Source organism: Actinoallomurus sp. CA-150999 (genome assembly GCF_050942425.1).
In the GTDB taxonomy this organism is placed as follows: Bacteria; Actinomycetota; Actinomycetes; order Streptosporangiales; family Streptosporangiaceae; genus Actinoallomurus.
Genome location: NZ_CP192063.1, coordinates 6,246,025 through 6,268,339, shown reverse-complemented (window position 1 = coordinate 6,268,339; position 22,315 = coordinate 6,246,025). Strand labels below are relative to the sequence as shown.

At 69.4% G+C, this 22,315-nt stretch carries 16 protein-coding genes; 10 read left to right on the top strand and 6 right to left on the bottom strand.

What is annotated here, in order from left to right:
• The first annotated feature begins 100 nt into the window (after positions 1 to 100).
• The 7 genes from ACQP2O_RS29045 to ACQP2O_RS29015 all read left to right on the top strand — a co-directional run bounded on the left by ACQP2O_RS29045 (position 101) and on the right by ACQP2O_RS29015 (position 8,979).
• Positions 101 to 1,576 (top strand): aldehyde dehydrogenase family protein, encoded by a 1,476-nt coding sequence (locus ACQP2O_RS29045; protein ID WP_433170481.1) that lies wholly within the window; start codon positions 101 to 103, stop codon positions 1,574 to 1,576.
• Positions 1,576 to 2,556: a zinc-dependent alcohol dehydrogenase gene (locus tag ACQP2O_RS29040; protein ID WP_433170479.1), complete on the top strand. Its 981-nt coding sequence runs from the start codon at positions 1,576 to 1,578 to the stop codon at positions 2,554 to 2,556. The genes ACQP2O_RS29045 and ACQP2O_RS29040 overlap by 1 nt, the downstream gene beginning before the upstream one ends.
• Positions 2,553 to 4,292 (top strand): thiamine pyrophosphate-binding protein, encoded by a 1,740-nt coding sequence (locus ACQP2O_RS29035; RefSeq protein WP_433170477.1) that lies wholly within the window; start codon positions 2,553 to 2,555, stop codon positions 4,290 to 4,292. Before ACQP2O_RS29040 ends, ACQP2O_RS29035 begins: the two co-directional genes overlap by 4 nt.
• Positions 4,293 to 4,391: 99 nt before the next feature.
• The gene (locus tag ACQP2O_RS29030) at positions 4,392 to 5,534 is read left to right on the top strand and encodes an ABC transporter substrate-binding protein (RefSeq protein ID WP_433170475.1); all 1,143 of its coding nucleotides are present in this window, start codon (positions 4,392 to 4,394) and stop codon (positions 5,532 to 5,534) included.
• 66 nt (positions 5,535 to 5,600) lie between these two features.
• Positions 5,601 to 6,470 (top strand): branched-chain amino acid ABC transporter permease, encoded by an 870-nt coding sequence (locus ACQP2O_RS29025; RefSeq protein WP_433170473.1) that lies wholly within the window; start codon positions 5,601 to 5,603, stop codon positions 6,468 to 6,470.
• Positions 6,467 to 8,269, top strand: a complete 1,803-nt coding sequence (locus tag ACQP2O_RS29020) for a branched-chain amino acid ABC transporter ATP-binding protein/permease (RefSeq protein ID WP_433170471.1) — start codon at positions 6,467 to 6,469, stop codon at positions 8,267 to 8,269. Before ACQP2O_RS29025 ends, ACQP2O_RS29020 begins: the two co-directional genes overlap by 4 nt.
• Positions 8,266 to 8,979 carry an ABC transporter ATP-binding protein gene (locus ACQP2O_RS29015; protein ID WP_433170469.1) on the top strand — a complete coding sequence of 238 codons (714 nt, stop codon included), beginning with the start codon at positions 8,266 to 8,268 and terminating at the stop codon, positions 8,977 to 8,979. The genes ACQP2O_RS29020 and ACQP2O_RS29015 overlap by 4 nt, the downstream gene beginning before the upstream one ends.
• Positions 8,980 to 9,027: 48 nt before the next feature.
• Here the strand turns inward: ACQP2O_RS29015 and ACQP2O_RS29010 are convergent, their stop codons facing one another.
• Positions 9,028 to 10,017 carry a ThuA domain-containing protein gene (locus tag ACQP2O_RS29010; protein WP_433170467.1) on the bottom strand — a complete coding sequence of 330 codons (990 nt, stop codon included), beginning with the start codon at positions 10,015 to 10,017 and terminating at the stop codon, positions 9,028 to 9,030.
• A 249-nt stretch (positions 10,018 to 10,266) separates the two neighbouring features.
• On the opposite strand from ACQP2O_RS29010, the gene ACQP2O_RS29005 reads away from it, so the two are divergent.
• Positions 10,267 to 12,414 carry a PQQ-binding-like beta-propeller repeat protein gene (locus tag ACQP2O_RS29005; protein WP_433170465.1) on the top strand — a complete coding sequence of 716 codons (2,148 nt, stop codon included), beginning with the start codon at positions 10,267 to 10,269 and terminating at the stop codon, positions 12,412 to 12,414.
• Positions 12,415 to 12,446: 32 nt separating this feature from the next.
• Here the strand turns inward: ACQP2O_RS29005 and ACQP2O_RS29000 are convergent, their stop codons facing one another.
• Together ACQP2O_RS29000 and ACQP2O_RS28995 are read right to left on the bottom strand one after the other, a co-directional pair.
• Positions 12,447 to 13,124 carry a TetR family transcriptional regulator gene (locus ACQP2O_RS29000; RefSeq protein ID WP_433170463.1) on the bottom strand — a complete coding sequence of 226 codons (678 nt, stop codon included), beginning with the start codon at positions 13,122 to 13,124 and terminating at the stop codon, positions 12,447 to 12,449.
• A 103-nt stretch (positions 13,125 to 13,227) separates the two neighbouring features.
• A complete protein-coding gene (locus ACQP2O_RS28995; protein ID WP_433170461.1) occupies positions 13,228 to 15,060 on the bottom strand; it encodes a bifunctional sugar phosphate isomerase/epimerase/4-hydroxyphenylpyruvate dioxygenase family protein in 1,833 nt (610 codons plus the stop codon).
• A gap of 248 nt (positions 15,061 to 15,308) precedes the next feature.
• Between ACQP2O_RS28995 and ACQP2O_RS28990 the strand changes: the two genes are divergently transcribed.
• Positions 15,309 to 16,742, top strand: a complete 1,434-nt coding sequence (locus tag ACQP2O_RS28990; protein ID WP_433191185.1) for a serine/threonine protein kinase — start codon at positions 15,309 to 15,311, stop codon at positions 16,740 to 16,742.
• On the opposite strand, the gene ACQP2O_RS28985 is transcribed toward ACQP2O_RS28990, so the two are convergent.
• Both ACQP2O_RS28985 and ACQP2O_RS28980 read right to left on the bottom strand, forming a co-directional pair.
• On the bottom strand, positions 16,715 to 17,950 hold the full coding sequence (locus tag ACQP2O_RS28985; RefSeq protein WP_433170459.1) for an aminotransferase class I/II-fold pyridoxal phosphate-dependent enzyme: 1,236 nt from the start codon (positions 17,948 to 17,950) through the stop codon (positions 16,715 to 16,717). The two genes, ACQP2O_RS28990 and ACQP2O_RS28985, sit on opposite strands and share 28 nt — an antisense overlap.
• The gene (locus ACQP2O_RS28980) at positions 17,947 to 18,858 is read right to left on the bottom strand and encodes a 2-dehydropantoate 2-reductase (RefSeq protein WP_433170457.1); all 912 of its coding nucleotides are present in this window, start codon (positions 18,856 to 18,858) and stop codon (positions 17,947 to 17,949) included. The genes ACQP2O_RS28985 and ACQP2O_RS28980 overlap by 4 nt, the downstream gene beginning before the upstream one ends.
• A gap of 145 nt (positions 18,859 to 19,003) precedes the next feature.
• On the opposite strand from ACQP2O_RS28980, the gene ACQP2O_RS28975 reads away from it, so the two are divergent.
• Entirely contained in the window at positions 19,004 to 19,102 is a 99-nt protein-coding gene (locus tag ACQP2O_RS28975) for an AsnC family transcriptional regulator (RefSeq protein ID WP_433170455.1), read from the top strand.
• Between the two features lie 84 nt (positions 19,103 to 19,186).
• Here the strand turns inward: ACQP2O_RS28975 and ACQP2O_RS28970 are convergent, their stop codons facing one another.
• Positions 19,187 to 22,171, bottom strand: coding sequence for a BTAD domain-containing putative transcriptional regulator (locus ACQP2O_RS28970; RefSeq protein ID WP_433170453.1), 2,985 nt, complete (start codon positions 22,169 to 22,171; stop codon positions 19,187 to 19,189).
• Positions 22,172 to 22,315: the final 144 nt, after the last annotated feature.

The following is a 22,315-nucleotide window of genomic DNA, read 5'->3' as shown; positions in this document are numbered from 1 at the left end:
AACTCGACGTCAGACCCTTGCCAGTGCCGATGGTGGGCCGTACCGTACTCAAGTCCGTACAACGGTCTGATCATACCGCTGTACGGACCGGGAGGGGATAATGTCAGAAGACACCGTCAGAGCTGCCTCCGCGGACGTCGTCGCGGCGCCGGCCCTCATCGCCGGAACCTGGACATCCGAAGGGCCACAGAGGGACCGGATCGGTCCCTATCTGCGCCGGGTGGTGAGCCGTGCCCCTGAAGCAGGGCCGGAAGACGTCCGGGCGGCCACCGCGTTCGCCGCCGCCAACGCGGCGAAGGTCGCCGCTCTGTCGCCCGCGACCCGCGCGGAGATCCTTGACCGCGCGGCCACCGTCACCGTCGAACGCCGGGACGAACTCGCGCGGCTGCTCGCCCTCGAACTCGGCAAGCCGCTCAAGGACGGACGCGGCGAAGTCGCACGGGTCGCCGACACCTTCGCCGTCTGCGCGGCCGAGGCACGCCGGATCGGCGGCGAGAACCTCCCCGTGGCCGGCTGGCCTCGTGGTGCCGGGAACACCGCCCTCACCTTCCGGGCCCCGGTGGGCGTGGCCTTGGCGATCACCCCTTTCAACGCCCCCGCGAACCTGCTGGCGCACAAGCTCGGCGCCTCCTTCGCCGCGGGGAACACCACGATCGTCAAGGCGCCGCCGCAGGCGCCGGCGATCTCCGCGGCCGTCGTCGCCCTGCTGATCGACGCCGGGATGCCCACGACCGCGGTTCAGCTACTGCACGGCGGTGGAGACGTCGGCGCGGCCCTGTGCGCGGCCGAAGAGGTCGGCGTCATCAGCTTCACCGGAAGCGCGAGCACCGGTGCCGCGGTCGCGCGCGCCGCGGGCGCCAAGCGCCTCGTCCTGGAGCTCGGCGGGAACGCGGCGACGATCGTCTGCGAGGACGCGGACGTGCCGCGGGCGGCGTCGGTGTGCGCCCGAACCGGCTACACCAACTCGGGCCAGAGCTGCATCTCGGTGCAGCGTGTCTACGTGCATCGATCGCTGTTCGGCGAGTTCGTCGAGGCGTTCGAGCGCGAGGTCCGCGAGCTCAAGGTCGGTGACCCTCTCGACCCCACCACGGACGTCGGCTCGATGGTCGACGACGAGGCGGCCGAGCGGGTGGTGTCCTGGGCCGCGAAGGCCGCGGCGGACGGGGCCCGGGTGCTGCTCGGGGGCGTCCGCGACGGCGCCACGGCCGCCCCGACGATCGTCGTCGACCCCGACCCCGGGGCCCTCGTCGTCACCCAGGAGATCTTCGGCGCACTGGTCGCGGTCCTGCCGTACGACGACTTCGACGAGGTGGTCGCGGCCTGCAACGCGGGGCGGTACGGGCTCCAGGCGGGTCTGTTCACCCGCGACATCGGCCGCATCATCTCCGCGTGGCGCGATCTGCAGGTCGGGGGACTGATCGTCAACGGATCCTCCAACCATCGCCTCGACCATCTGCCGTTCGGAGGAGTGAAGGACTCCGGGTTCGGCCGGGAGTCCCCACGTTGGATGATCGACGACTACACCTACGTCAAGACGATGACGCTGCGGGGCATGTCCATCTGGGGCGAGGGCTGATGCGCGCGGTCACGCTGACCGCCCCCGGTACGGTCACCGTCGACGAGAACTGGCCCGAGCCGGACTGCGGGCCCGACGAGGTCATGGTCGGCGTCCGCGGCGTCGGGCTCTGCGGCTCCGACGTCTCCGTCGTCGCCGGACACCGGTCCGTGCCGCGGTTCCCCTGGGTGCTGGGACATGAGGCGTACGGGGTCGTCCGTCGCGTCGGATCACAGGTGGCGGACCGTCACGAAGGACAGCTGGTCGTCATCGAGCCGAACTACGCCTGCTTCACCTGCCCCTCCTGCCGGTCCGGCGCGACCTCCGGATGCCGGCGGAGAAGGATCGTCGGGATCACCGAACCCGGCCTGCTGGCCGACCGCGTCGCCGTCCCGGCCGCCTTTACCTGGCCGGTTCCCTCGGGGTGGCGGGGCGAGGACATCGTGTGCGTTGAACCGCTCACCGTGGCGTTCAACGCCGTCGCTCTCGCGGAGCTCACCTCGGACGAACGCTGCCTTGTCCTCGGAGCCGGATCCCAGGGGCAGTTCGTGTGCCTCGCGGCTCGTCATGTGGGCGCGAGGCCGTACGTCGCCGACCCTCACTCCGGACGGCTCTCCCTCGCCTGCGAGCTCGGCGCACTCCGGGACGACGGAGGCGAATTCCCGGTCGTCATCGAGACCTCGGGCGCGCCCAGTGCCTTCGAGCACGCGCTGGACCGCGCGGCCCCGGGAGGCCGCGTGATCCTCATCGGACAGAGCACCGCGACCGCCCGGATCTCGACGTTTCCCATCGTTCAGCACCGGCTGACCATCCGAGGCTGCCTGATCTACGACCACCCGGCCGACTTCCCCCGCACCATCGCGGCGATCGCGCGGGACGACCTGTCGCCGGGACGGGTGATGCGCGCGCGCTTCGACGTCCGAGACGCACCACGAGCCTTCGCCGAGTCCGCCGACATCGCCGGCAAGACCTGGATCACCTTCGAGGAGAACAGCGCATGACCTTCACGACCGTCTCGGCGGCGGACGCGCTCGCCGCTCAGCTGGAGTCCTACGGGGTGGAGTACGTCTACGGGACCTGCGGCCACACGAACATCGCGCTCTTGGACGCGCTCGGCCGTAGCTCGATCAAGTTCGTCATCGCGCGGCATGAGCAGGCCGCCGCCCACGCCGCCGACGGGTACGCCCGCGCGTCGGGCCGGCCGGGAGTGGTCCTCCTGCACGTCGGGCCGGGGATGATGAACGCGGTCACCGGGGTGGCCACGGCCGCGCTCGACTCCGTCCCGCTGATCGCGATCGCCGGCGACGTGCCGTCCTACTTCCACGGCCGCCATCCTCACCAAGAGGTCAACCTGCACGCCGACGCCGACCAGACGGCGATCTACCGGCCCTTCGTCAAACGGGCCTGGCACGTCGACCGAGCCGAGGACCTCGGCCGTTTCGCCGAGCGCGCGTTCTGGACCGCGACCTCCGGACGCCCCGGGGCGGTGCTGCTCAACGTCCCCATGGACCTGTTCTCCCGGCAGGTCCCTCAGGTCGAGTGCCCGCTTCCGCGGTCGGGGGCGCTGCCGACCGTCGCGCAGGCCACCGCCGAGCGGATCGCCGCTCGGCTCGCGGGTGCCGACCGGCCGCTCATCTACGTCGGCGGCGGGCTGCGCGGGCGCGCCGACGCGCTGCTGCGCCTGGCCGAGCACTTCGACATCCCCATCGTTCACTCGCTCATGGCCAAGGGCACGGTCCGGGACGACCACCCGCTGCTGCTGGGCATGCCGGGGTTCTGGGGTTCGAAGACCACGAACGACTACGCGCGGGGCGCCGACGTGGTCCTGGCGTTGGCCACGCGCTTCGCCGAGACCGACGCCAGCTCCTGGGACCCGGCCTACACATGGGACTTCTCCGACAGCACGCTCATCCAGGTCGACATCGATCCAGCGGAGATCGGCCGGAACTACCCGGTGGAGATCGGCGTGGTCGCGGATGTCGGACCGGCGGTCGAAGCGATCGCGGAGGCCGCCGAACGCCTGCCGGGCGTCGCACGACCCGAGGCGAGGGAGGAGATCGCGTCCTCCCGGGCCGCGCTGTTCGCGGACGCGCGAGCCCGTGGCCGCAGCGACCGGTTTCCGCTGCGGCCCGAGCGGATTCTGAGCGACCTTCGCAGCGCGCTGCCCGACGACGCGATCCTGGTCACCGACGTCGGCTGGAACAAGAACGGCGTCGCCCAGTGCTACGAGCTCCCCGCGCAAGGCCGGTTCATCACGCCGGGCGGCGCCTCGACGATGGGATTCGGGCCCGCCGCGGCCGTCGGCGTCCAGCTTGCCGAGCCGGATCGCGTGGTGGTCGCCCTGATCGGTGACGGCGGGATGAGCGCCCAGCTCCCCGCGGTGCCCATGGCCGTCGAGCAGGGCGCCCCGGTCATCTTCGTCGTGATGAACAACCGGGCGCACGGCACGATCGCCGATCTGCAGACCGCCAACTTCGGCGCCGGTTACGGCTGTGAGTTCACCGATCCCTCGGGCGAGCCGTACAGCCCCGACTTCGCCGCGCTCGGCCGGGCCTGCGGGGCCGACGGCCGGCGGATCGGCGCCCCGGAAGAGCTCCACGCGGCGCTCACCAGCGCCATCCAGGCCCGCCGGCCGACGGTTCTGGACGTGCCGATGGTCAACGAACCGGTGCCGACACCCGGGCATTGGAACATCAAGGACATCTACCAGGGTGTCTTCCCTGCGGGCAGCGCGTGATCCGCGCCATCACCGGTCGGCCGTCGACACCGGCCGGCCTCCGTCGATCCCACTCCTCTGACTCTCATCTCCGTTCACCGCTCCCCTGAAGGTGATGCAATGCCGAGGTACACCGCCGTCGTCGCCACGGTGCTGGCCACGATGCTGACCGCCGCCGCCTGCGTTTCCCCCGGAAGCTCCCACAGTGCCAAGGACTCCGGCACCGGGCCCATCAAGCTCGCCGTGATCGACGCGCAGAGCGGGCAGCTGAGCTCGCTCGGTGCCTGGGAGTCCAAGGGCGCCAAACTGGCGGTCAACGAGTGGAACGGCCGTGGCGGTATCAACGGACGCAAGATCCGACTCGACGTCTTCGACGACCAGGGCGATCCGACCGTCGGCACGAACCTGGCCCGCAAGCTCGCCGGCGGCCACTATCTCGCGCTGATCGGCACCTCCGAGAGCGCGGTCACCCTCGCCATGGCGCCGACGCTGCGGCAGGAGCAGATCCCCAACATCACCTCCGGCCAGTCGCCGGCGATGCCCGCGTTGGGCAGTCCGTTCCTGTTCCTCAACGGACCGACGAGCACGACCTATGACGAGACCCTCGCCAAGTACATCGTCGACACCAAAGGGATCAAGAACATCGCCTTGATCACCAACAATGGCTCCTACGGCAAGGGCGAGCACACCGCCTTCCTCGCCTCGCTCACCAAACGCGGTGTGAAGCCGGTCGCCGACCAGGTGGTGACCACCGACCAGAAGGACTTCAGCGCGGCCCTCACCTCCATCCGCGCCAAGAAGCCCCAGCTGATCTTCCTCGGCGCCGAGGAGGTCGAATCCGGGCTGATCGTGAAGCAGGCGCGAGACCTGGGCATCAAGGCCACCTTCGCGGGCGCGGCGCCCCAGGGCACACCGGTCTTCGTCAACACCGCCGGTGCGTCCAACACCGAAGGCACGATCGTCAGCACCCCGTACCTGAGCAACGATTTCAACGACGCGTCAAAGAAGTTCGCCGCCGCCTACAAGGCCGCCTACGGCGAGGAGGCCGAACTGCACGGCGCCAAGGCCTACGACGGGACCAACATCGTCCTCACCGCGCTGAAGACCTCGGGCGTCTCCGCCGGCCGCAAGCTCGCCGACGCCATCAGGGCCACGCAGTACCAGGGGCTGCTCGGGACCTTCGCCTTCGACAAGACCGGTGTGGGCATCTTCTCCACCCGGATCGGCACCATCCAGAACGCGCGCCTGGTCGCCGCGGGTTAGAGACCGGGGTCGCGGGGACTGCCGGGCCCGGACCCGGCAGACCCCGCGTCGGCAGGTAGGAGAAACATGCAAGTCTTTCTGCAGACCCTCGTCGGAGGGCTCAGCCTCGGCGCCATCTACGCGCTCGTCGCGATGGGATTCTCCCTCGTCTACCGGACCATGGGCCTGGTCAACTTCGCGCACGGCAACGTCGTGATGATCGGCGCCTACATCGCCTCCACCTTCTATCTCTCCGTGAAACTGCCCTTCGTTCCCGCCGTCGTGGTGGCCCTCGTCGTCACCGGCCTCGTCGGCACCGTGATCGAGCGGGTCCTCCGGCCGCTGGAGAACAAGGACTTCGACCTGATGCTCATCGGCACGATCGGGTTCGGCATCGTCCTCGAGGCGCTGGCGACCCTGATCTGGGGGGCCACCGGCCGGGCGGTGCGCAATCCCGTCCAGACCGGCCCGCTGGACGTCCTCGGGGCACGGGTCCGCGCCTATGACCTCATCGTCCTGGCGGTGACGGCGGTCGCGATGACGCTCTTGGTGCTGTTCCTGCACCGCACCAAGCGCGGTGTCGCGATGCAGGCCGTCGCCATGGACCATGAGGCCGCCACCGCGGTCGGCATCCACGTGGGGCGCAGCAACGCCATCGCCTTCGCGATCGGGGCGGGACTCGCGGCCCTCGCCGGGGCGATGGCCGGTCCGTTGCTGTACGTCAGCCCGGCCATGGGCGGCTCTCTGGGGATCAAGGGTTTCGCGGCCGCGATCCTCGGCGGGTTCGGCAACATCCCCGGCGCCATCGTGGGAGGTCTGGGCATCGGCATCCTCGACTCGTTCTCGGCCGGCCACTTCCAGGGCTACTCCGACCTGGTCACCTTCCTCGTCTTCACCGTGGCGATCATGATCCGCCCGACGGGGGTCTTCGGCGAGAGGACGGTCAACCGCGCATGAAGGTCCGCATCGCGGCACTGGCGGTCGCCGCCGTGCTCGCCTACGCGCTTCCTTACACGCTGGGCACCTACGCGATCCACGTGGTCGACGTGGCCGTCATCTTCGCCCTGCTGGCCATCGGCCTGGGCCTGGTCATGGGCGTCGGCGGTCAGATCAACCTCGCCCAGATCGCCTTCTTCGGCGTCGGCGCGTACAGCACCGCGCTCCTCACCACCCACGGCGGGCTGGGATTCTGGGCCGCGGCGGCGCTGGCCGTCGCCGCCTCCGCGGGTGCCGGGCTCGTCGTCGGCCTGCCCGCGCTCCGCGTCCAGTCGCACTATCTGGGGATCGTGACGCTGGGCCTGGGCCTGGCGTTCCTGAACTGGATCACGAACACGCCGATCGCCGGCGGAGCCGACGGGGTCTCCGAGATCCCGGTTCCGTGGTTGTTCGGCATCGACCTGTCCGACGAATACCTCTACTACTACCTCGAGGTCGTCGTCTTCGCCGTGGCCCTGGCGTTCGGCCTGTTCGTCGTGCGGACGCCGCTCGGCAGGCGGCTGCGCGCGATGCGGGACGACCCGCTCGCGGCCGGAGCCGTGGGCGCGGAGATCCCCTTCCTGCGGATGACCGCGTTCTTGCTCGGCAGCGTGTACGGGGGACTGGCCGGTGTTCTGTACGCGGGTCTGATCCATTACGTCGCGCCCGAGACGTTCAGCATCACCAACATGTTCCTGCTGCTGGCGATGGTGATCGTCGGCGGTCGGCAGAGCCTGTGGGGCTGCGTCATCGGCGCGGTGTGCCTGTCGCTGATCCGCGAGTGGCTCGTCGACTTCTCGACCTACGCCCAACTGGGGTACGGCATCGTCGTCGTGCTCATGACGGTGTTCGCACCGACCGGACTGGCAGGCGTGCCGCGCCGGATCGCGTCGCTGCGCCGGCGAGGACGGGAGGGCGCTCGCGCCGCGTTGCGCCCCTTCGAACCGTACGAGCCGGTGCCGGAGGACTCGGCCCGGCACGCCTCGCTGGAGGTCAGCCGGATCAGCAAGCATTTTCGCGGGCTCAAGGCGCTCGACGAGGTCTCCCTGGAGATCGAGGCCGGAAGGATCCACGGCATCGTCGGTCCCAACGGCTCGGGAAAGACGACGCTGTTCAACGTCGTGAGCGGCCTGTACCGGCCGACCGGCGGCAACGTGCACCTCGACGGCCGGCCGATCACGGGCGCCCGATCGTACCGGCTCTCGCAGCTGGGGATCGCCCGCACCTTCCAGAATCTACGGCTGTTCGGGGCCTTGACGGTCCGGGACAACATCCTCGTCGCGCTCGACCGCACCCGCACCCGGTCCATCTGGCGGTACGCCCTGTGGCCCGTGGGCGTGTGGCGACACGACCGCGCGTTGCGAGGCCGAGCCGATGAGCTCCTGCGCCGCTTCGGCCTCACCGACTACGCCGACGCGTTGCCGGCGTCCCTGCCGTACGGGATCCAGAGGCGCATCGAGATCGCCCGCGCCATGGCGGGAGGACCGCGGGTCCTGCTGCTCGACGAGCCCGCCGCCGGGCTCAACGGCGAAGAGGCGGGGCGGCTCGCGGAGATCGTCCGCTCGATCCGCGAAAGCGGCGTCACCGTCGTGATCATCGAGCACAACATGGGGCTCGTCATGTCCTTGTGCGACCGCGTCACCGTACTCGCCAGCGGCCGTGTCATCGCCGATGGCGCGCCCGCCGAGGTGGTGGCCGCCCCTGCGGTCATCGACGCCTACCTCGGCGGCGAATCCATGTCGCAGGCGCCGATCACTCTCCCCACGGAGGTGAACAGATGAGCGGTGAGCTGTCCGTCGAGAACCTGTCCGTGCATTACGGAGGGGTCTGCGCCGTCCGGTCGATCGGCTTCACGGTCGCCGCCGGGCAGTCGGTGGGCGTCATCGGCGCCAACGGCGCGGGCAAGACGTCCAGTCTGCGGGCTCTCATGGGGTTGGTGCCCCGGAGTTCCGGCTCGATCAGGTTCGACGGCAAGGACCTGTCCAGGGCCAGGGCCCGGGACATGGTCCGGCACGGGATCGGCTACGTCCCCGAAGGACGCCATGTCTTCGGCGGCCTGACCGTGGAGAAGAACCTGCTCCTTGGCGCGTACACCGAACCATGGAAAGGTCGGACACGCAAGACCCTCGGCGAGGTCTACGAGACGTTCCCGGTGCTCGGCGAGATGCGCGGGCGGCTGGCGGGGGCCTTGTCCGGCGGCCAGCAGCAGATGCTGGCGATCGGCAGAGCGCTGATGTCGCGCCCGCGGCTGCTGCTCCTCGACGAGCCCTCCATGGGGTTGTCGCCGAAACTGGTGGACGACATCCTGCGCGTGCTGCTGGGCCTCCGCGAACAGGGACTCAGCCTGCTGCTCGTCGAGCAGAACGCCAAGCTCACCTTCGAGGTCGCCGCCGACTGCCTGGTCATGGAGAACGGAGAGGTCGCCATGACCGGTCGTTCGGACGAACTCCGAAAGGACGTGCGCGTGCGGCGCATCTACCTCGGCCTGTGACGACGATGCCGCGGCCCGCCACCGGCAGGCCACGGCATCACCGTCGCCTCAACCGCAGAACGGCTTCATGCCCATGGCGGACTGGATACCCCCGACGATCAGCTTCTGGAACTCCGCGGCTCCGGGGAACGCGGAGTCGTCGGTGAAGTCCCGGGCGTCGTGTCCCAGGGTGGTCACCCAGGAACGTCCGCCGTCGTAGTACTGGCACCACGCGACGGGGTGGAACGTCCCGTGGCCAGGGTGGCCCATGGATCCGGTCACACCCTTGACGAGTGAACGCTCCTCCACCGTCGCCAGGAAGCGCACGTTGGAGGGAAAGGGGACCAGGTTGTACCACTCATCGGTGAAGTTCCACGTGGCAGGCAGGTCCTTGGTGGAGGTGTCCGTCCGGTCGAGGGTACGGACCGTGCCGGCCTGCTCGGGGCCATGGTCGTAGAAGTTGGCGCCGCCGAGGAGTCCTTCGTAGTAGGGCCAGTTGTACTCGGTGCCGAAGGCGTTGTGGATTCCGACGAAGCCACCGCCGCCGCGCATGTACTGGCGCAACGACGTCTGGGCCGGCAGGTCCAGGTTGTCGCGCGAGGTGCTGAAGAAGATCACCGCGTTGTACCTGAACAGCTGCGACGGAGTGGCGAGCTGCGCGGGGTCCTCGGTCCAGTCGACGGCGAACCCGTTCTCCTTGCCGAGCCTGATCATGGCGTTCTGCACCACGTTGGCATCGGTCAGCGCGGGATTCAACCCGGAGCCGAGGGCGGGGCCGAGGTCGGCGTGACGTGGCCCGGCGGTGCGTGTGTAGAGCAGCACTCGGTAGCCCTTGGACGCGTCGAAGTTGCCCCAGCCGTGATAGCAGCGCGGGTCGGGTCCTCGGCAGACCCCGTAGTCCGGGTCGCCGAGTTCCTGGGCCCCTCGGTTCGGGGCGGCCTCGGATCGTCCGCTCGCCGAGGCGGTGACGCCGGCGCCGAGCATGGCCGCGACCACGACGATCGCGGTGCTGAGGCTCGCCAGCAGCGCGGTGGTCAGATGCGAAGACGGTCTCCTCATCGCGGTGATTCCTTCCAGCTCATAACGGTGGTCCGTCTAGTGGTCCTCTGGGTCCGCTATGAGCCAGATGACGATCTCACGCGCTTTGATCGTCGGCAATACCTTGCCGTTATTAGCAGGTCACTTCGGGGCAAGGTCTTGCGCCCCGTGAAGTCGCAACCTACGGTGTCGTCCATTCAGCGGATCAACTGATCCGTCTAGTGGTCCAGGATGCTGGACTGATCAAGTTCTCTGCGGACAGGAGCCGCCATGACAGCCCCTGTGGGTCGACGAAACTTCTTGACCGGCGCGGTCGGCATGGGAGGCGCCCTCGCCCTCACCGGCCCGGCGAGGCCCGCCGACGCGGAAATCCCGGTGATCCCCCGTCAGCCGGCCGGGCTGGGGGCCGCGGGAACCGACTACCCGAAGGTCGGAGGCGACCTGGGCAACCAGAACCACTCCGCTCTTCGGCAGATCAACCGCACGAACGTCCCGCGGCTGGGCGGCGCCTGGCATGTCAACCTGGAGGGCGGCAGCACCAGCGCTCCGCAGCAGAGCACGATCGTCGCGCAGGACGGCGTGCTGTACGTCCAGACGACCCAGCAGAACGTCTTCGCCGTCGACGGGCGGACCGGAGCCATCAAGTGGAGGACCAACGTCGGCGATCGGCAGACCAACATGCGCGGCGTGGCGGTGGCCGAGGGCAAGGTCTTCACCACCTCGGGGGCGAACATCGTCTACGCCCTCGATCAGGAGACCGGCGCGGTGGTCTGGCAGAAGCAACTGCTGACCGACGACGAAGGCACCGGCGACAACGGCGGATGCGACCCGCAGAACGGGCAGTGCGGCGGCAGCGTCGGCACTCTCGCCGGCGCCGTCGTGTACTGGGACGGCCTGATCTACGTCGGCATGCAGGGCAGCACGATCGGCGCACGCGGCCGCGCCTACGCGCTGCACGCCGCGACCGGCGAAGTCGCCTGGACGTTCTGGGGCGCGCCCGGACCCGGCGAGTACGGCCACGACACCTGGGAGGGCGACTCCTGGAAGACCGGCGGGGCCGTGACGTGGATGCATCCCGCCATCGACCCGGAGCTGGGCCTGGTCTACTGGGCGTTCGGCAATCCGTACCCGCGCACGAACGGCTCGACCCGCGGCGGCACGAACCTCTTCGCGAACTGTCTGCTGGCCATCGACGCGAAGACCGGGAAGCGGCGCTGGCACTTCCAGTCGGTCCACCACGACATCTGGGACTACGACAACGTCATGGCCCCCGTCCTGCTCGACCTGAAGATCCGCGGCAGGAAACGCAAGGTGGTCGTCTACGGCAGCAAGGTCTGCATGTACTACATCCTCGACCGCGCCACCGGCGAACCCGTCCACGGCATGGAGGAACGGCCGGTTCCCCAGGAACCGCGCCAGAAGACCTGGCCGACGCAGCCGTTCCCCGGCGGGGAACCGTTCGTGCACCAGGCGCCGAGCTTCCACGACACCACGCGACCGGTGCCGTACTACCCGTCGGGAGGGATCTTCACCCCGTTCTGGGACGACGCGACGATCCTGTACCCCGGTGCGGGCGGCGGCGCGGATTGGGCGCACATCTCCTTCAGCCCCCACACCGGCCACCTGTACGTCGGATACGGCTTGATCAACTCCTCGTACTCCAACACCAACGGCGGCCGGGTCAACACCGCACGGCCCTACGGGGAGTACTTCTCCGGCGGGATCGTCGCGGTCGATCCCCACACCAACAAGCCGGTGTGGCGCAAGGAGGGCGACTGGTCCCTTGCCCACGGCAACGGGATCCTCACGACCGCCGGCCGGGTCATGTTCCAAGGCGGCCCCGACGGAGTCCTGGTCGCCATGGACGACACCGACGGCCGCGTCCTATGGCGGTGGCAGACCGGTGCCGGGGTGCACACCAGCCCGATCTCCTACGAGCTCGACGGAGAGCAGTACATCGCCGTCTTCGCCGGCGGGAACGGTCTCCCGTACCCGGACATCCCAAAGGGCGACCACCTGTGGGCGTTCAAACTCGGCGGCCGGGTCCCGCAGGCCGCCGCTCCGACGCCCCCGTCGAAGCGAAATCAGATCCGCAGCGTCCCGGTCGCCGGTACGACGATCACGCTCGGCCGGGTGTGGAACGGCTCCACCCAGTCTCCGGGCACCGAGGAGAACATCGTCGCGCAGAACGCCATGTCCCCACAGAACCTGTCCATCACGGTGGGAACGACGGTGACCTTCGCCAACCCCGCGGACAATGCCCACAGCCACGGGGCCGCGTCGTTCTTCGACCACGAGTTCAACACCGGCCGGCTGGCACCTGGCACGTCCGCCACCCACACCTTCAACGAGCCGGGAGAGTACTTCTACAACGACCCGGTCTTCCCCCAGAACACCGGCAAGATCGTCGTGCGGTGACCGGGGCCATCGTCGTACGGTGACCGGGGTCGTCAGTCCTGGCGCGGAGTCCTGTGCTCCGCGCCGGTCAGGTAGGCGACGACCATCTCACCGATCATCTCGCGGTGCCGGGACCGGTGCTCCGGAGCGGTCATATCCCGTCCGAACAACGCGGCGAACGTGTGCTGGTTGGCGATGCGGAAGAAGCAGAACGAGCTGATCATCATGTGGACGTCGATGGCGTCCACGTCCACGACGAAGTCGCCGTCGGCGCGACCGGCGTCGAGGATCTGGGAGATCAGCTCGACCGCCGGGGCGCCGAGGTTCACCAGAACGTCAGACTTGCGCAGGTGCTCGGCCTGGTGGATGTTCTCGATGCTGACGAGCTTGATGAAGTCCTGGTGCGCCTCATGGTGGTCGAATGTCAGCTCGGCCAGCGTGCGGATCGCCTCCACCGGCGCGAGGTGCTGGACGTCGATGGTCGACTCCAGCCTCCGGACCTCGCTGTACGCCTTCTCCAGAACCGCTACGTACAGCTGCTCCTTGCCCCCGAAGTAGTAGTAGATCATCCGCTTGGTCGTGCGCATGAGCGCCGCCATGTCATCCACCCGTGCGCCGGCATACCCATGCCGGGCGAACTCTCGCTGCGCGACGTCGAGGATCTCGGCACGCGTGCGGTCGGCGTCACGCTGGCGCTCACCGGAGGCGGGAGTGGCGGGCTGCGATGACATGTGACTCCACGGAGGCGGCTACCGGTGGAAGACCATCCTATGGCGGCTGGGGGCGGCGTCTCGTCGCTGACCAACGTCGTCGGCGCCCGCACCTCCGCCGGGTTCAGCTCGAGCGGCGGTGGGACCGAGCGTGCTGGGCGGCCAGCCGGACAGGTGCGTTGACCGCACCGTAGCCCCGGTAGTCGTCCAGGCGCTGGACGATTTCGAAGAACACGCGGCCGGTGGTGCCGGTGTAGAAGTGCACGAACTCGCCGTGCTCGTCCTTGTCGTAGAGCAGGTTGAGCTCCCGGAGCAGTCCGTGCCGTTCCGCTCCGAGGTCGTGGCGTGCCTCGAGATCGTCATAGTAGTTCTCCGGAATCGCGAGAGGCGTGAATCCCGCGGTGCGGATCCTGCGTGCGGTGGCGACGATGTCCCGGCTGGCCAGCGCCACATGCTGCCAGGCGACACCGGGCGTGCCGTCGTGCGCGCCGACGTAGGCGACATTGAGGGCGATCCGGACCCGGCCGTCGTCGGTGGAGACCGCGCGACTCCGCATCAACCCGTACGGATCAGGCAGTTCCAGGCTCTCATGGGGGCGCAGCCCCAGGACGCTTCGGTAGAACAGGGACGCCTCATCGAAGTGATGCCATGGCTGGGGGAGCGCGACGTGATCGATGTGAGTGATCTCGCCCGCTCCGTCGGAGGGATCCCGCTCGTCCTCCGAGAAGTCGTCGGTCCAGCTCGGGTGGTCCGGCCGCGCGGTTCGGCAGAAGAACAACTCGGTGCCGTCCGGCGCGGCCACGGCGTCCAGCGGCGCGTCGTCCGGGTCCCGCAGGCGCGGCAGAACGGGCGACAGAAGTGCCTGCGCGCGTTCGACCGATGCGGCGGGATCGGGGGACTCCAACCCGATCGCGTTCAGGACGGGGCCGTCCCCGCTCTCCGGACTCCCGCTGTTCAGCAGAATCCGCGCCTCGCCCTGCTCCCAGAGCTCCACCGGCTTGCCGCGATGCGTTCCCGTACGGACGAACCCCAGCGCCTTCAGCAGCCCGCTGACCAGGCCAGGGCCCGGGGTGGCCAGTTCCGCGAAGGCGAATCCACTCGGGGCCACCGGCGCGGGTGCCGCTGATCGGGACGAGCCGCCGATGGAGGTGCCGACCTGCTCTTCCAAGGCGATGAGGGAACGCATCGCGTCCTGGGCGGTGCGCATGGCGGCCGCCTGCCGGAAGATGTCGTTGAACACCTCCAGAGAGAGCGGCCCCTCGTAGCCGGTTCGCAGTACGTGCGCGAGGAACCCCGCCACGTCCAGGTCGCCCTCCCCGGGGAAACAGCGGTAGTGCCGGCTCCAGTACAGGACGTCCATCGGCAGGGACGGGGCGTCGGCGAGCTGCAGGAAGAAGATCTTCTCGCCGGGAATCGTCTCGATGGCGTACGGGTCGACGTCGCGGGCCAGAATGTGAAAGCTGTCCAGACACAGTCCGAGATTCGGATGGTCCGCCATTCGAACGATGCGCCAGGCGTGCAGGTAGTCGCTGACGTGACGCCCCCACGCCAGCGCCTCGTAGGCGATCCGGATCCCACGGTCGGCGGCCCGGTCGGCGAGCAGCCGCAGCTGTTCGGCGGCCAGACCATCGTCGTCCACCGCGGCGGGGGAGACGTTCGAGCAGACGAGCAGCCGCGTGACGCCCAGTCGCTCCATGAGGTCGAGCTTGTGCTCCGCCCGGCGCAGAGCGTCGGCGAGGAGACCCGGCGGGACGGCTTCGAAGTCCCGGAACGGCTGATACAACTCGATGGCCAGCCCCAGGTCGGCGGCGCGGCGCCGGACCTCCTCCGGGGCCATCTCGCTGGAGATCAGGTCGTTCTCGAAGATCTCGATACCGTCGAATCCGGCGGCGCCGACGGCGGTCAGCTTGTCGGCCAGCGAGCCGCTGAGCGACACGGTGGCGATGGACCTGCGCATGCCGAGGACTCACCCCTCACTAACGGACGAACCAGTACGTTATTTAATCATCCGATGACGGGATCGCTCGGCTGCGGCAGCCGGGGCGGCATCGCCCGTCTCCGGAGCCGTGTCCGAGGGGCGCCGGCCCCCGGGGTGAACGCGGCCCGTCGGGCATCGTGTGATGACCCGGCGGACGTCCGGTCGCGGTAGGGATTGAAGCTGTCAGACACGAGTGTTTTTCTGTCATGCTTCTTGACGTGGTCGAGATGATCGGGCGGTATCGGGTTGTTCGCCGGCTGGGCCGCGGCGGAATGGGGACGGTGTGGCTCGCCGAAGACAGCGGTGGACGGCGTGTCGCGGTGAAGGTCATCAACGCCGAACTGGCGCGCGAGCCTGAGTTCCGCGAGCGGTTCCGGCAGGAGGTGGAGGCGGCGCGGCGGGTGCGGCGGTTCTGCACGGCGCCGGTCCTGGACGCCGGTCTCGACCAGGACCCGCTGTGGGTGGCCACCGACTTCATCGACGGTCCGACGGTGCAAGAGGCGGTGTCCGCCGACGGCCCGCTGCGTGGAGCCGATCTCGACGCGCTCGCGGTCGGTATCGCGACGGCCCTGACCGCAATCCACCAGGCCAGGTTGATCCACCGGGACCTCAAACCCTCCAACGTACTGCTGTCACCGGTCGGTCCGCGGGTCATCGATTTCGGTATCGCCCGCGCTCTGGACGCCACCGGGCAGTTGACGCGTTCCGGGACGGTCATCGGCACCCCCGGCTACATCGCGCCCGAGTTGTTGGCCGGTGGCCGGCCGCTCCCGGCCGCCGACGTGTTCTGCTGGGGCGCCGTCGTCGCCTATGCGGGCACGGGCCGTCCTGCCTTCGCCGGGGCCGGCGGCGCCGAGATCAACAGCCGGGTCCAGCACGCCGAGCCTGACCTGGACGGCCTTGAGCCACACCTTCGCCAACTCGTCGCCCGCGCCCTCGCCAAGGATCCCGCCGTCCGACCGGCCGTTCCCCAACTGCTCTCCGAGCTCACCGGTTCGCCGTCCGCTCCACCCCAGGACGGGGACCCTCGCACCCGCCGGCTGACTACACGGTTCGACTCTCACGCTGCCCGGCGACTCGCCCCGTACGCAGGTCTGGGCGCGGTCGCGCTGGCCCTGGCCGCGTCCAACGGAGATACCGGAGCGGGAAACACGGGCCTGGCCACGACGGCGACCTCGCCCGCCACCAGCGCCACACCCTCGCCATCACCCACGAGCCCTCAGCCGGCCACCACGCCTGCACCCGACCCGCAGCCCAGCACGCAATCGCCCCCTCTGGACCGGGGCCCGATCACCAACACCGCCAGCGGACTGTGCATCGACACCGACGGACCGCAGGGCCCCGGCGTCCACGTGCAAGTCCGTGACTGCGGGAACTACAGCGGCCAGCGCTGGCGCTACGACCAGACCACCTACCACCTCGTCAACCCGCCCAGCAGCCTGTGCCTCGACACGGCCGGAGCCCCCACCAGAGGAGTCAACGCCGTGCTGAACCCGTGCGGGAACTACAGCGGCCAGCAGTGGCGCTACAACCCCGGCACCGGGCAGCTCACCAACCTCACCAGCGGCCTGTGCCTGGACACGGACGGGCCTCCCGCCAACTACGTCGCCCTGGTGGCCAACCCCTGCGGAAACTACACCGGCCAGCGCTGGCACCCGTGAGCCGCGATCCTGACCGACGCGGTTGCTCCTTCCGCTCGCAGGGACGTGATGAGGACGCCGAGCCGGTCGAGCCCTTCGCGCAGCTCCCCACGGGAGGCGGCGTAGGACAGCCGCACGTGGGTGTCGGCGGTGTGGGCGCCGAAGTCCTTGCCGGGAGTGAGTGCGACGTGGGCCTCGTCGAGGGCGCGTTCGCAGAACTCCCAGGCACCCAGGCCGGTGCCACTGATATCGAAGTAGACGTAGAACGCCCCGTCCGGCACAGCCGGGACTGGCAGCCCGATGCGGGCGAGCCCGTCGAGGACGAGGGCGCGGCGGGCGGCCAGCTCGACGCGGCGGTCCTCACACAGAGCGAGGGATGCCGGAGTGAAAGCGGCCAGGGCTGCGAGCTGGGCGGGCGCGGAGGCACACAGGAAATAGTTCATCGCCAGGCGCTCGATGTGCGGGACGAGGGCTTCGGGGAGCACGGCCCATCCGAGCCGCCACCCGGTCATGCCGAAATACTTGGAGAAGCTGTTGATGACGACCGCGTCCGGGTCGGCCGACAGGACGGTGCGCGGCGGGGTGCCGTCGGGGGCGGGGTCGGAGAGGTTCAGGTAGATCTCGTCCACGATCCGCCACGCTCCGCGCTCGCGGGCCAGGTCGCTGATCGCGGCCAGCTCCTCGAAGGGGATGGAGGTGCCGGTCGGGTTCGACGGGGTGGCGACCATCACCGCGTTGGTGCGCTCGCTCCACGCCTGCTCGACGGCGGCGGCGTCGAGCTGGAATCGGGTCGCCGCGGTCGTCGGGACGGTGACGACGCGGCCGCCGAAGGTCTCCACGAGCTGACGGTTGCAGGGGTAAGAGGGGTCGGCCAGGATCACCTCGTCACCGGGTTCGGTGGTCGCCGCGGCGATGAGCAGCAGCGCGGCGGACGCGCCGGTGGTGATGACGATGCGGGCCGGGCTCACGGTCACGCCGTGCCGGTCGCGGTAGAACCCGGCGATCGCCTCCCGAAGCGCCGACAGGCCGAGCGCGGGTGAGTAGGGCAGGGGCCGGCCGTCCATGACTTCGCGCATCGCGTCGCGCACGGCCGGGGGTGCGCCGAAGTCGGGTTCGCCGATGCTGAGCTTGACGACCCGGTGGCCTTGAGCTTCGAGGTCGGCGGCCTGCTGGCCGAACGCCATCGCGTGGAACGGCTCGACGGTCCGGGCGCGGTGCGAGAGCTTCATCGGGTCTCCTCCTCGGGTCGGATGGCGGCCACCAGAGCGAGGACGAGCCGGTTGACCGGCACGTCGATCCCGTGGCGTTCGGCGGCGCGGACGACCGCGCCGGTGAGGGCGTCGTACTCCAGCGGGCGGCCGGCGAGCCGGTCCTGCCGCATCGAGGTCGTCGCACCGGGCGGGACGTTCCGCAGCCACTCCATCCACCGATCCACGTCCGCGTCGGTGAGGGCCGCGCCTTCGGCCTGGGCGACCCGTACGGCCTCGGTCATGATCTGCCGGGCGATGCCGCCGACTCCGGGGTCGCGGATGACCTCGACGCGGCGGCCGGTGAGCGCGGTCAGCGGGTTCGCGGTGATGTTGGTCAGCAGCTTCGCCCACGCCGCCGTGGCGAAGTCCGGCTCCAGCCCGACTCGCATGCGCCCGGCGGTCAGCTCGGCCGTGATCGCCCGGCCTGCCTCATCGTCCCGCACGGCCAGGTCGCGGTCGCCGACCCGCCGCAGGATCGCTTTGCCGGGTACGGTGCGCTCCACGTTCAGGTAGACCACCGTCGGCACGATGGACGCCGACCCGGTGTAGGGGGCGACGCGCCGGCGGTGCTCGACGCCGTTCTGCGCGACCAGCACCGTCGCGCCGGGGTCGGCGATGACGCGCAGCCAGTCGGCGACCTGGTCGGTGTGGTGAGCTTTGACCGCGAGGATCGCGGTGTCGAACCCAGCGATGTCGGCCGGGCTCGACGTGTGCGTCACCGGCCACGACTCAGGAATGCCGTCCTCGGTGACCTCGATCCGGTCCACCGGCGTCCGTCCGCACACCGTCACCGGCCGGCCCGTCCGCGCCAGCGCGGACGCCAACGACAGCCCGATCGCCCCGGCGCCGATCACCGCGACCGGCCGCTGCTGTGCGGGCGCACTCATGTCCTCGTCCTCCCCGTCACGAAAGGGCGCGTTCGCGGTGGAATCCACCCCGGCACGGCCTGATAGGGACAAACTATCCTCGATAGGACGGGAAATGCTGCTAAATATTTATAGGTAATGGTATGTGGGAGGGAGGATATGTCTCATGGATGCCGTTGATCGCAGAATCCTTGCCGAGCTCCAGGCGGATGGCCGCTTGACCGTTACCTCCCGAGTCCTGGAGCGCCGCACCGGCGCCCACTGACCGAAAGGAGCACTGCTGTGCCTGGCTCTCACCCCGGCCGCCGTCGTTCCGGTTCCGGCGGGCAGGCCGACGCGTGGTCTCCTTTCAGAACTCCGGGCCGGGGCCGTCAGGGCCGTGATCGTTCTCCGGTGAGCGGAGCTCTTCGTAGAGCCTGAGAGACCACTCTCGGTTCTCCCGCGCGGCGTCGGTCTCACCGACGGCCTCGAGATGGGACGCCAGTGACTCAAGAGCTCGGGCCTGCCAGAGCGGGGTGCCGATCTCCTCGAAGATGGCAACGGCCTCGGTGAGCGCCCCGAGGGCCTCAGGGCGGTGCCCGTGTTCATGGTGGCACTCGCCGAGGGTGAGCAGAGTCCTGGCCTCGAGGAGGCGTTCAGCGGTGTCGCGGGCGATCGACAGTGCTTCTTGGAGCAGTTCTTCGGCTTCGTTCAGAGCGCCCTGCCTCTGGCGGACGTTGCCCAGTCCGTAGAGCGCGAAAGCCTCGCTTCGCGGGTCATGGTGCTCGCGTGCGACCTCTGCGAGCCGGTCGAACGACCGTTCGGCGCGCTCCACTTCTCCGCGCTCCAGGTCAAGCTCGCCGATCAGGTGGATGAGCTGCGGATGGACGTGTTCCATCGGTTCGCCACCGGCGACGGCTCGCGCGGCTACGAGGTAGGGCTCGGCGAGATGCGGATGCCGCAGGTCGATGTGCACCTGACCGATGCATCGCAGCACGATCACTTCGACGCCGCGGTCGCCGACCCCGCGCAGCGCGTCAAGGGCCTCTTCGTAGCCGGCCAAGGCGATGTCGTAACGACCGCCCAGGTGGCGGACGTACGCCAGCGCGGTCAGGGCGAGGGCACGGCCGTGGGGATCGGCGACCTCCGTGAACAGCCGCATCGCCTCCGTCAACTCGGCTTCGGCCCGCTCGTGCCGGTGCCGGGCGATCCCGAGCAGACCCGACGCGGTCAGCATCGTCGCCTGCCCGCGGCGGTCGGCCATTCGCCGGGTGACGGCGAGGCCGTACTCGACGGTGACGCGCCACTCGTCATGGTGACTGAGCGCCTCGAACAGGCAGACGAGCGTTCCTACGAGGTCCCAGCAGAGTTCGGCCATGTCCAGGCAGGCGGACTGGCGGACCACCGCGAGCAGTGCGGCCCGCTCGGATCGGTACCAGGCGAAAGGCTCGGTCTCCGCATCCGTGCCCTCAGGGAGTCGCCGACGAGGAGCACTGCCGTGCACCACCGCGTAGTCCCCCTCCCACACCGTGATGTGGGCCTGCTCGGCGAGTGCGAGCCAGGCACCGAATGCGCGGGTGAGGGCCGCGCGCCGGTCCTCCTCGCGGTCCTCCCGGTCGGCCAGTTCGCGGGCGTAGAGGCGGATCAGGTCGTGGAACCGGTAACGGCCCGCAGCCGTGCTGCCGATGATCCGGGCGTCGAGGAGCTCTCCGAGGTGGCGATCGGCCTGGGCGGGGGTGGTGTCGAGAAGGTCGACCGCTACCCAGGCGGCGAAATCGGGGGTTTCAAGCAGGCCGAGAAGCCGGAACAGGCGCCGGGCCCCGGAGGACAGCCCGGTGTAACTGAGGGCCAGGCATGTCCGTACGGCGAGGTCACCGGTGGCCAGTTCGTCCAGACGGCGTCGTTGGTCGCGCAGGCGCTCGGCGAGATCACTGAGCCGCCAGTCCGGTCGGGAGGCGAGGCGGGAGCCCGCGATTCGAACGGCGAGCGGCAACCTGCCGCACAGTTCCACGATCTCGGCCGCCGCGTCGGGCTCGGCCTCCACCAGCTCCGTCCCGGCGATCTGCGCCAGCAGCCGCACGGCCTGACGGGGTTCGAACACGTCCAGGTCGACCCGGTGGACGCTCTCGAGCCCGGACAGTCGCCGGCGGCTGGTCAGCAGCACGGCGCATGTGGGGGAGCCCGGCAGCAGCGCTCGTACCTGTGCCTCGTCATGGGCGTTGTCGAGCACCACGAGGATCCGTCGTGTGGCCAGCACGCTGCGGTACATGGTCGCACGCTCGTCGAGCGTCTCCGGAATGCTCGAACCGTCGACTCCCAGATCCCGGAGGAAGCGGTTCAGAACCCAGGTCGCCTCGAGCGGCATCTCGGCGCCCCCGAGATCGACGTACAGCTGGCCGTGCGGGAACTCCTCGATCAGCTGGGAGGCCACGTGCACGGCGAGTGTCGTCTTGCCGATACCGCCCAATCCCGCGATCGCCGAGATCACGATCGCCGGGCCGCCGTCGGCCAGCACTCGAGTCAGCTCTTCGACATGGGCCTCGTGCCCGGTGAAGTCCGCGATGTCCCTGGGCAGCTGCGCCGGACCACTCGGCATGCGCGGGACGTCGAGCTCGGGATCTCCCGCCAGAATGGCCTCCTCGATGCGCCGCAGGTCGACCCCTGGATCGACACCCAGCTCGCGCTTGAGCAGCTCACGTCCGTCGTGGGAGAGCTCGAGGGCTTCGGCGGATCGTCCGCATCGGTGGAGCGCGAGCATGAGGTGGGCGCGCAGGCGTTCGCGGAACGGATACTCGGCGACGAGAGCCGACAGTTCACCGATGAGCTCGGCGTGACGTCCCATGGCGAGCTCGGCCTCGATGCGTTTCTCTGTCGCCACCTGGCGGAGCTCGGTGAGACGGACCGTCTCCTCATGGATCAACGTGATCTCATCCTGGTCCTCGAGCATGGGACCTCGCCACTGTTCGCCCGCCTGACGAAGCAGATCTGCGCCCTCGGTGAACCGCCCCTCGGCGACCGCCCGCGTGCCCTGCTCGAAGAGTTCCTCGAACCGGACCACGTCCAGTTCACCGTGTCGCACGGCCAGCAGGTAACCGGGCGGGCGGTGGGCGATCCGCCCCTCGTCCCGCAGCGCCCTGCGCAGATGGTGGACGTAGCCCTGGAGGGTCTTGGCGGCGGTCCGCGGTGGGTCGCCGCCCCACAACGCGTCGATCAGTTGGTCGGCCGAGATGACGCTGTTCGCCCTACAGAGAAGGGTGACGAGAAGCGCTCGGAGCTTTGGAGGAAGATCAACAACTCGCTCATCAACGCGGACCTCGAGCGGCCCGAGAATGCGGAACTCGACAGACTCCGCCATAGCTGCCCTTCCTCGCGGGTCAACCAGTCCGTCAGGACAAACGTCAACCACCTCTAAACCGTTCCACAACCTCGATGCGTACGGTGGCTCAAGAGTCAAGGGAAGGCAGGATTCGGCTTTTCGGTAATCCTTTAAGGGCAGATT

Coding starts and splice junctions, on each gene's coding strand:
- ACQP2O_RS29045 (WP_433170481.1), top strand. CDS start 101: ATGTCAGAAGACACCGTCAGAGCTGCCTCCGCGGACGTCGTCGCGGCG.
- ACQP2O_RS29040 (WP_433170479.1), top strand. CDS start 1,576: ATGCGCGCGGTCACGCTGACCGCCCCCGGTACGGTCACCGTCGACGAG.
- ACQP2O_RS29035 (WP_433170477.1), top strand. CDS start 2,553: ATGACCTTCACGACCGTCTCGGCGGCGGACGCGCTCGCCGCTCAGCTG.
- ACQP2O_RS29030 (WP_433170475.1), top strand. CDS start 4,392: ATGCCGAGGTACACCGCCGTCGTCGCCACGGTGCTGGCCACGATGCTG.
- ACQP2O_RS29025 (WP_433170473.1), top strand. CDS start 5,601: ATGCAAGTCTTTCTGCAGACCCTCGTCGGAGGGCTCAGCCTCGGCGCC.
- ACQP2O_RS29020 (WP_433170471.1), top strand. CDS start 6,467: ATGAAGGTCCGCATCGCGGCACTGGCGGTCGCCGCCGTGCTCGCCTAC.
- ACQP2O_RS29015 (WP_433170469.1), top strand. CDS start 8,266: ATGAGCGGTGAGCTGTCCGTCGAGAACCTGTCCGTGCATTACGGAGGG.
- ACQP2O_RS29010 (WP_433170467.1), bottom strand. CDS start 10,017: ATGAGGAGACCGTCTTCGCATCTGACCACCGCGCTGCTGGCGAGCCTC.
- ACQP2O_RS29005 (WP_433170465.1), top strand. CDS start 10,267: ATGACAGCCCCTGTGGGTCGACGAAACTTCTTGACCGGCGCGGTCGGC.
- ACQP2O_RS29000 (WP_433170463.1), bottom strand. CDS start 13,124: ATGTCATCGCAGCCCGCCACTCCCGCCTCCGGTGAGCGCCAGCGTGAC.
- ACQP2O_RS28995 (WP_433170461.1), bottom strand. CDS start 15,060: ATGCGCAGGTCCATCGCCACCGTGTCGCTCAGCGGCTCGCTGGCCGAC.
- ACQP2O_RS28990 (WP_433191185.1), top strand. CDS start 15,309: ATGATCGGGCGGTATCGGGTTGTTCGCCGGCTGGGCCGCGGCGGAATG.
- ACQP2O_RS28985 (WP_433170459.1), bottom strand. CDS start 17,950: ATGAAGCTCTCGCACCGCGCCCGGACCGTCGAGCCGTTCCACGCGATG.
- ACQP2O_RS28980 (WP_433170457.1), bottom strand. CDS start 18,858: ATGAGTGCGCCCGCACAGCAGCGGCCGGTCGCGGTGATCGGCGCCGGG.
- ACQP2O_RS28975 (WP_433170455.1), top strand. CDS start 19,004: ATGGATGCCGTTGATCGCAGAATCCTTGCCGAGCTCCAGGCGGATGGC.
- ACQP2O_RS28970 (WP_433170453.1), bottom strand. CDS start 22,171: ATGGCGGAGTCTGTCGAGTTCCGCATTCTCGGGCCGCTCGAGGTCCGC.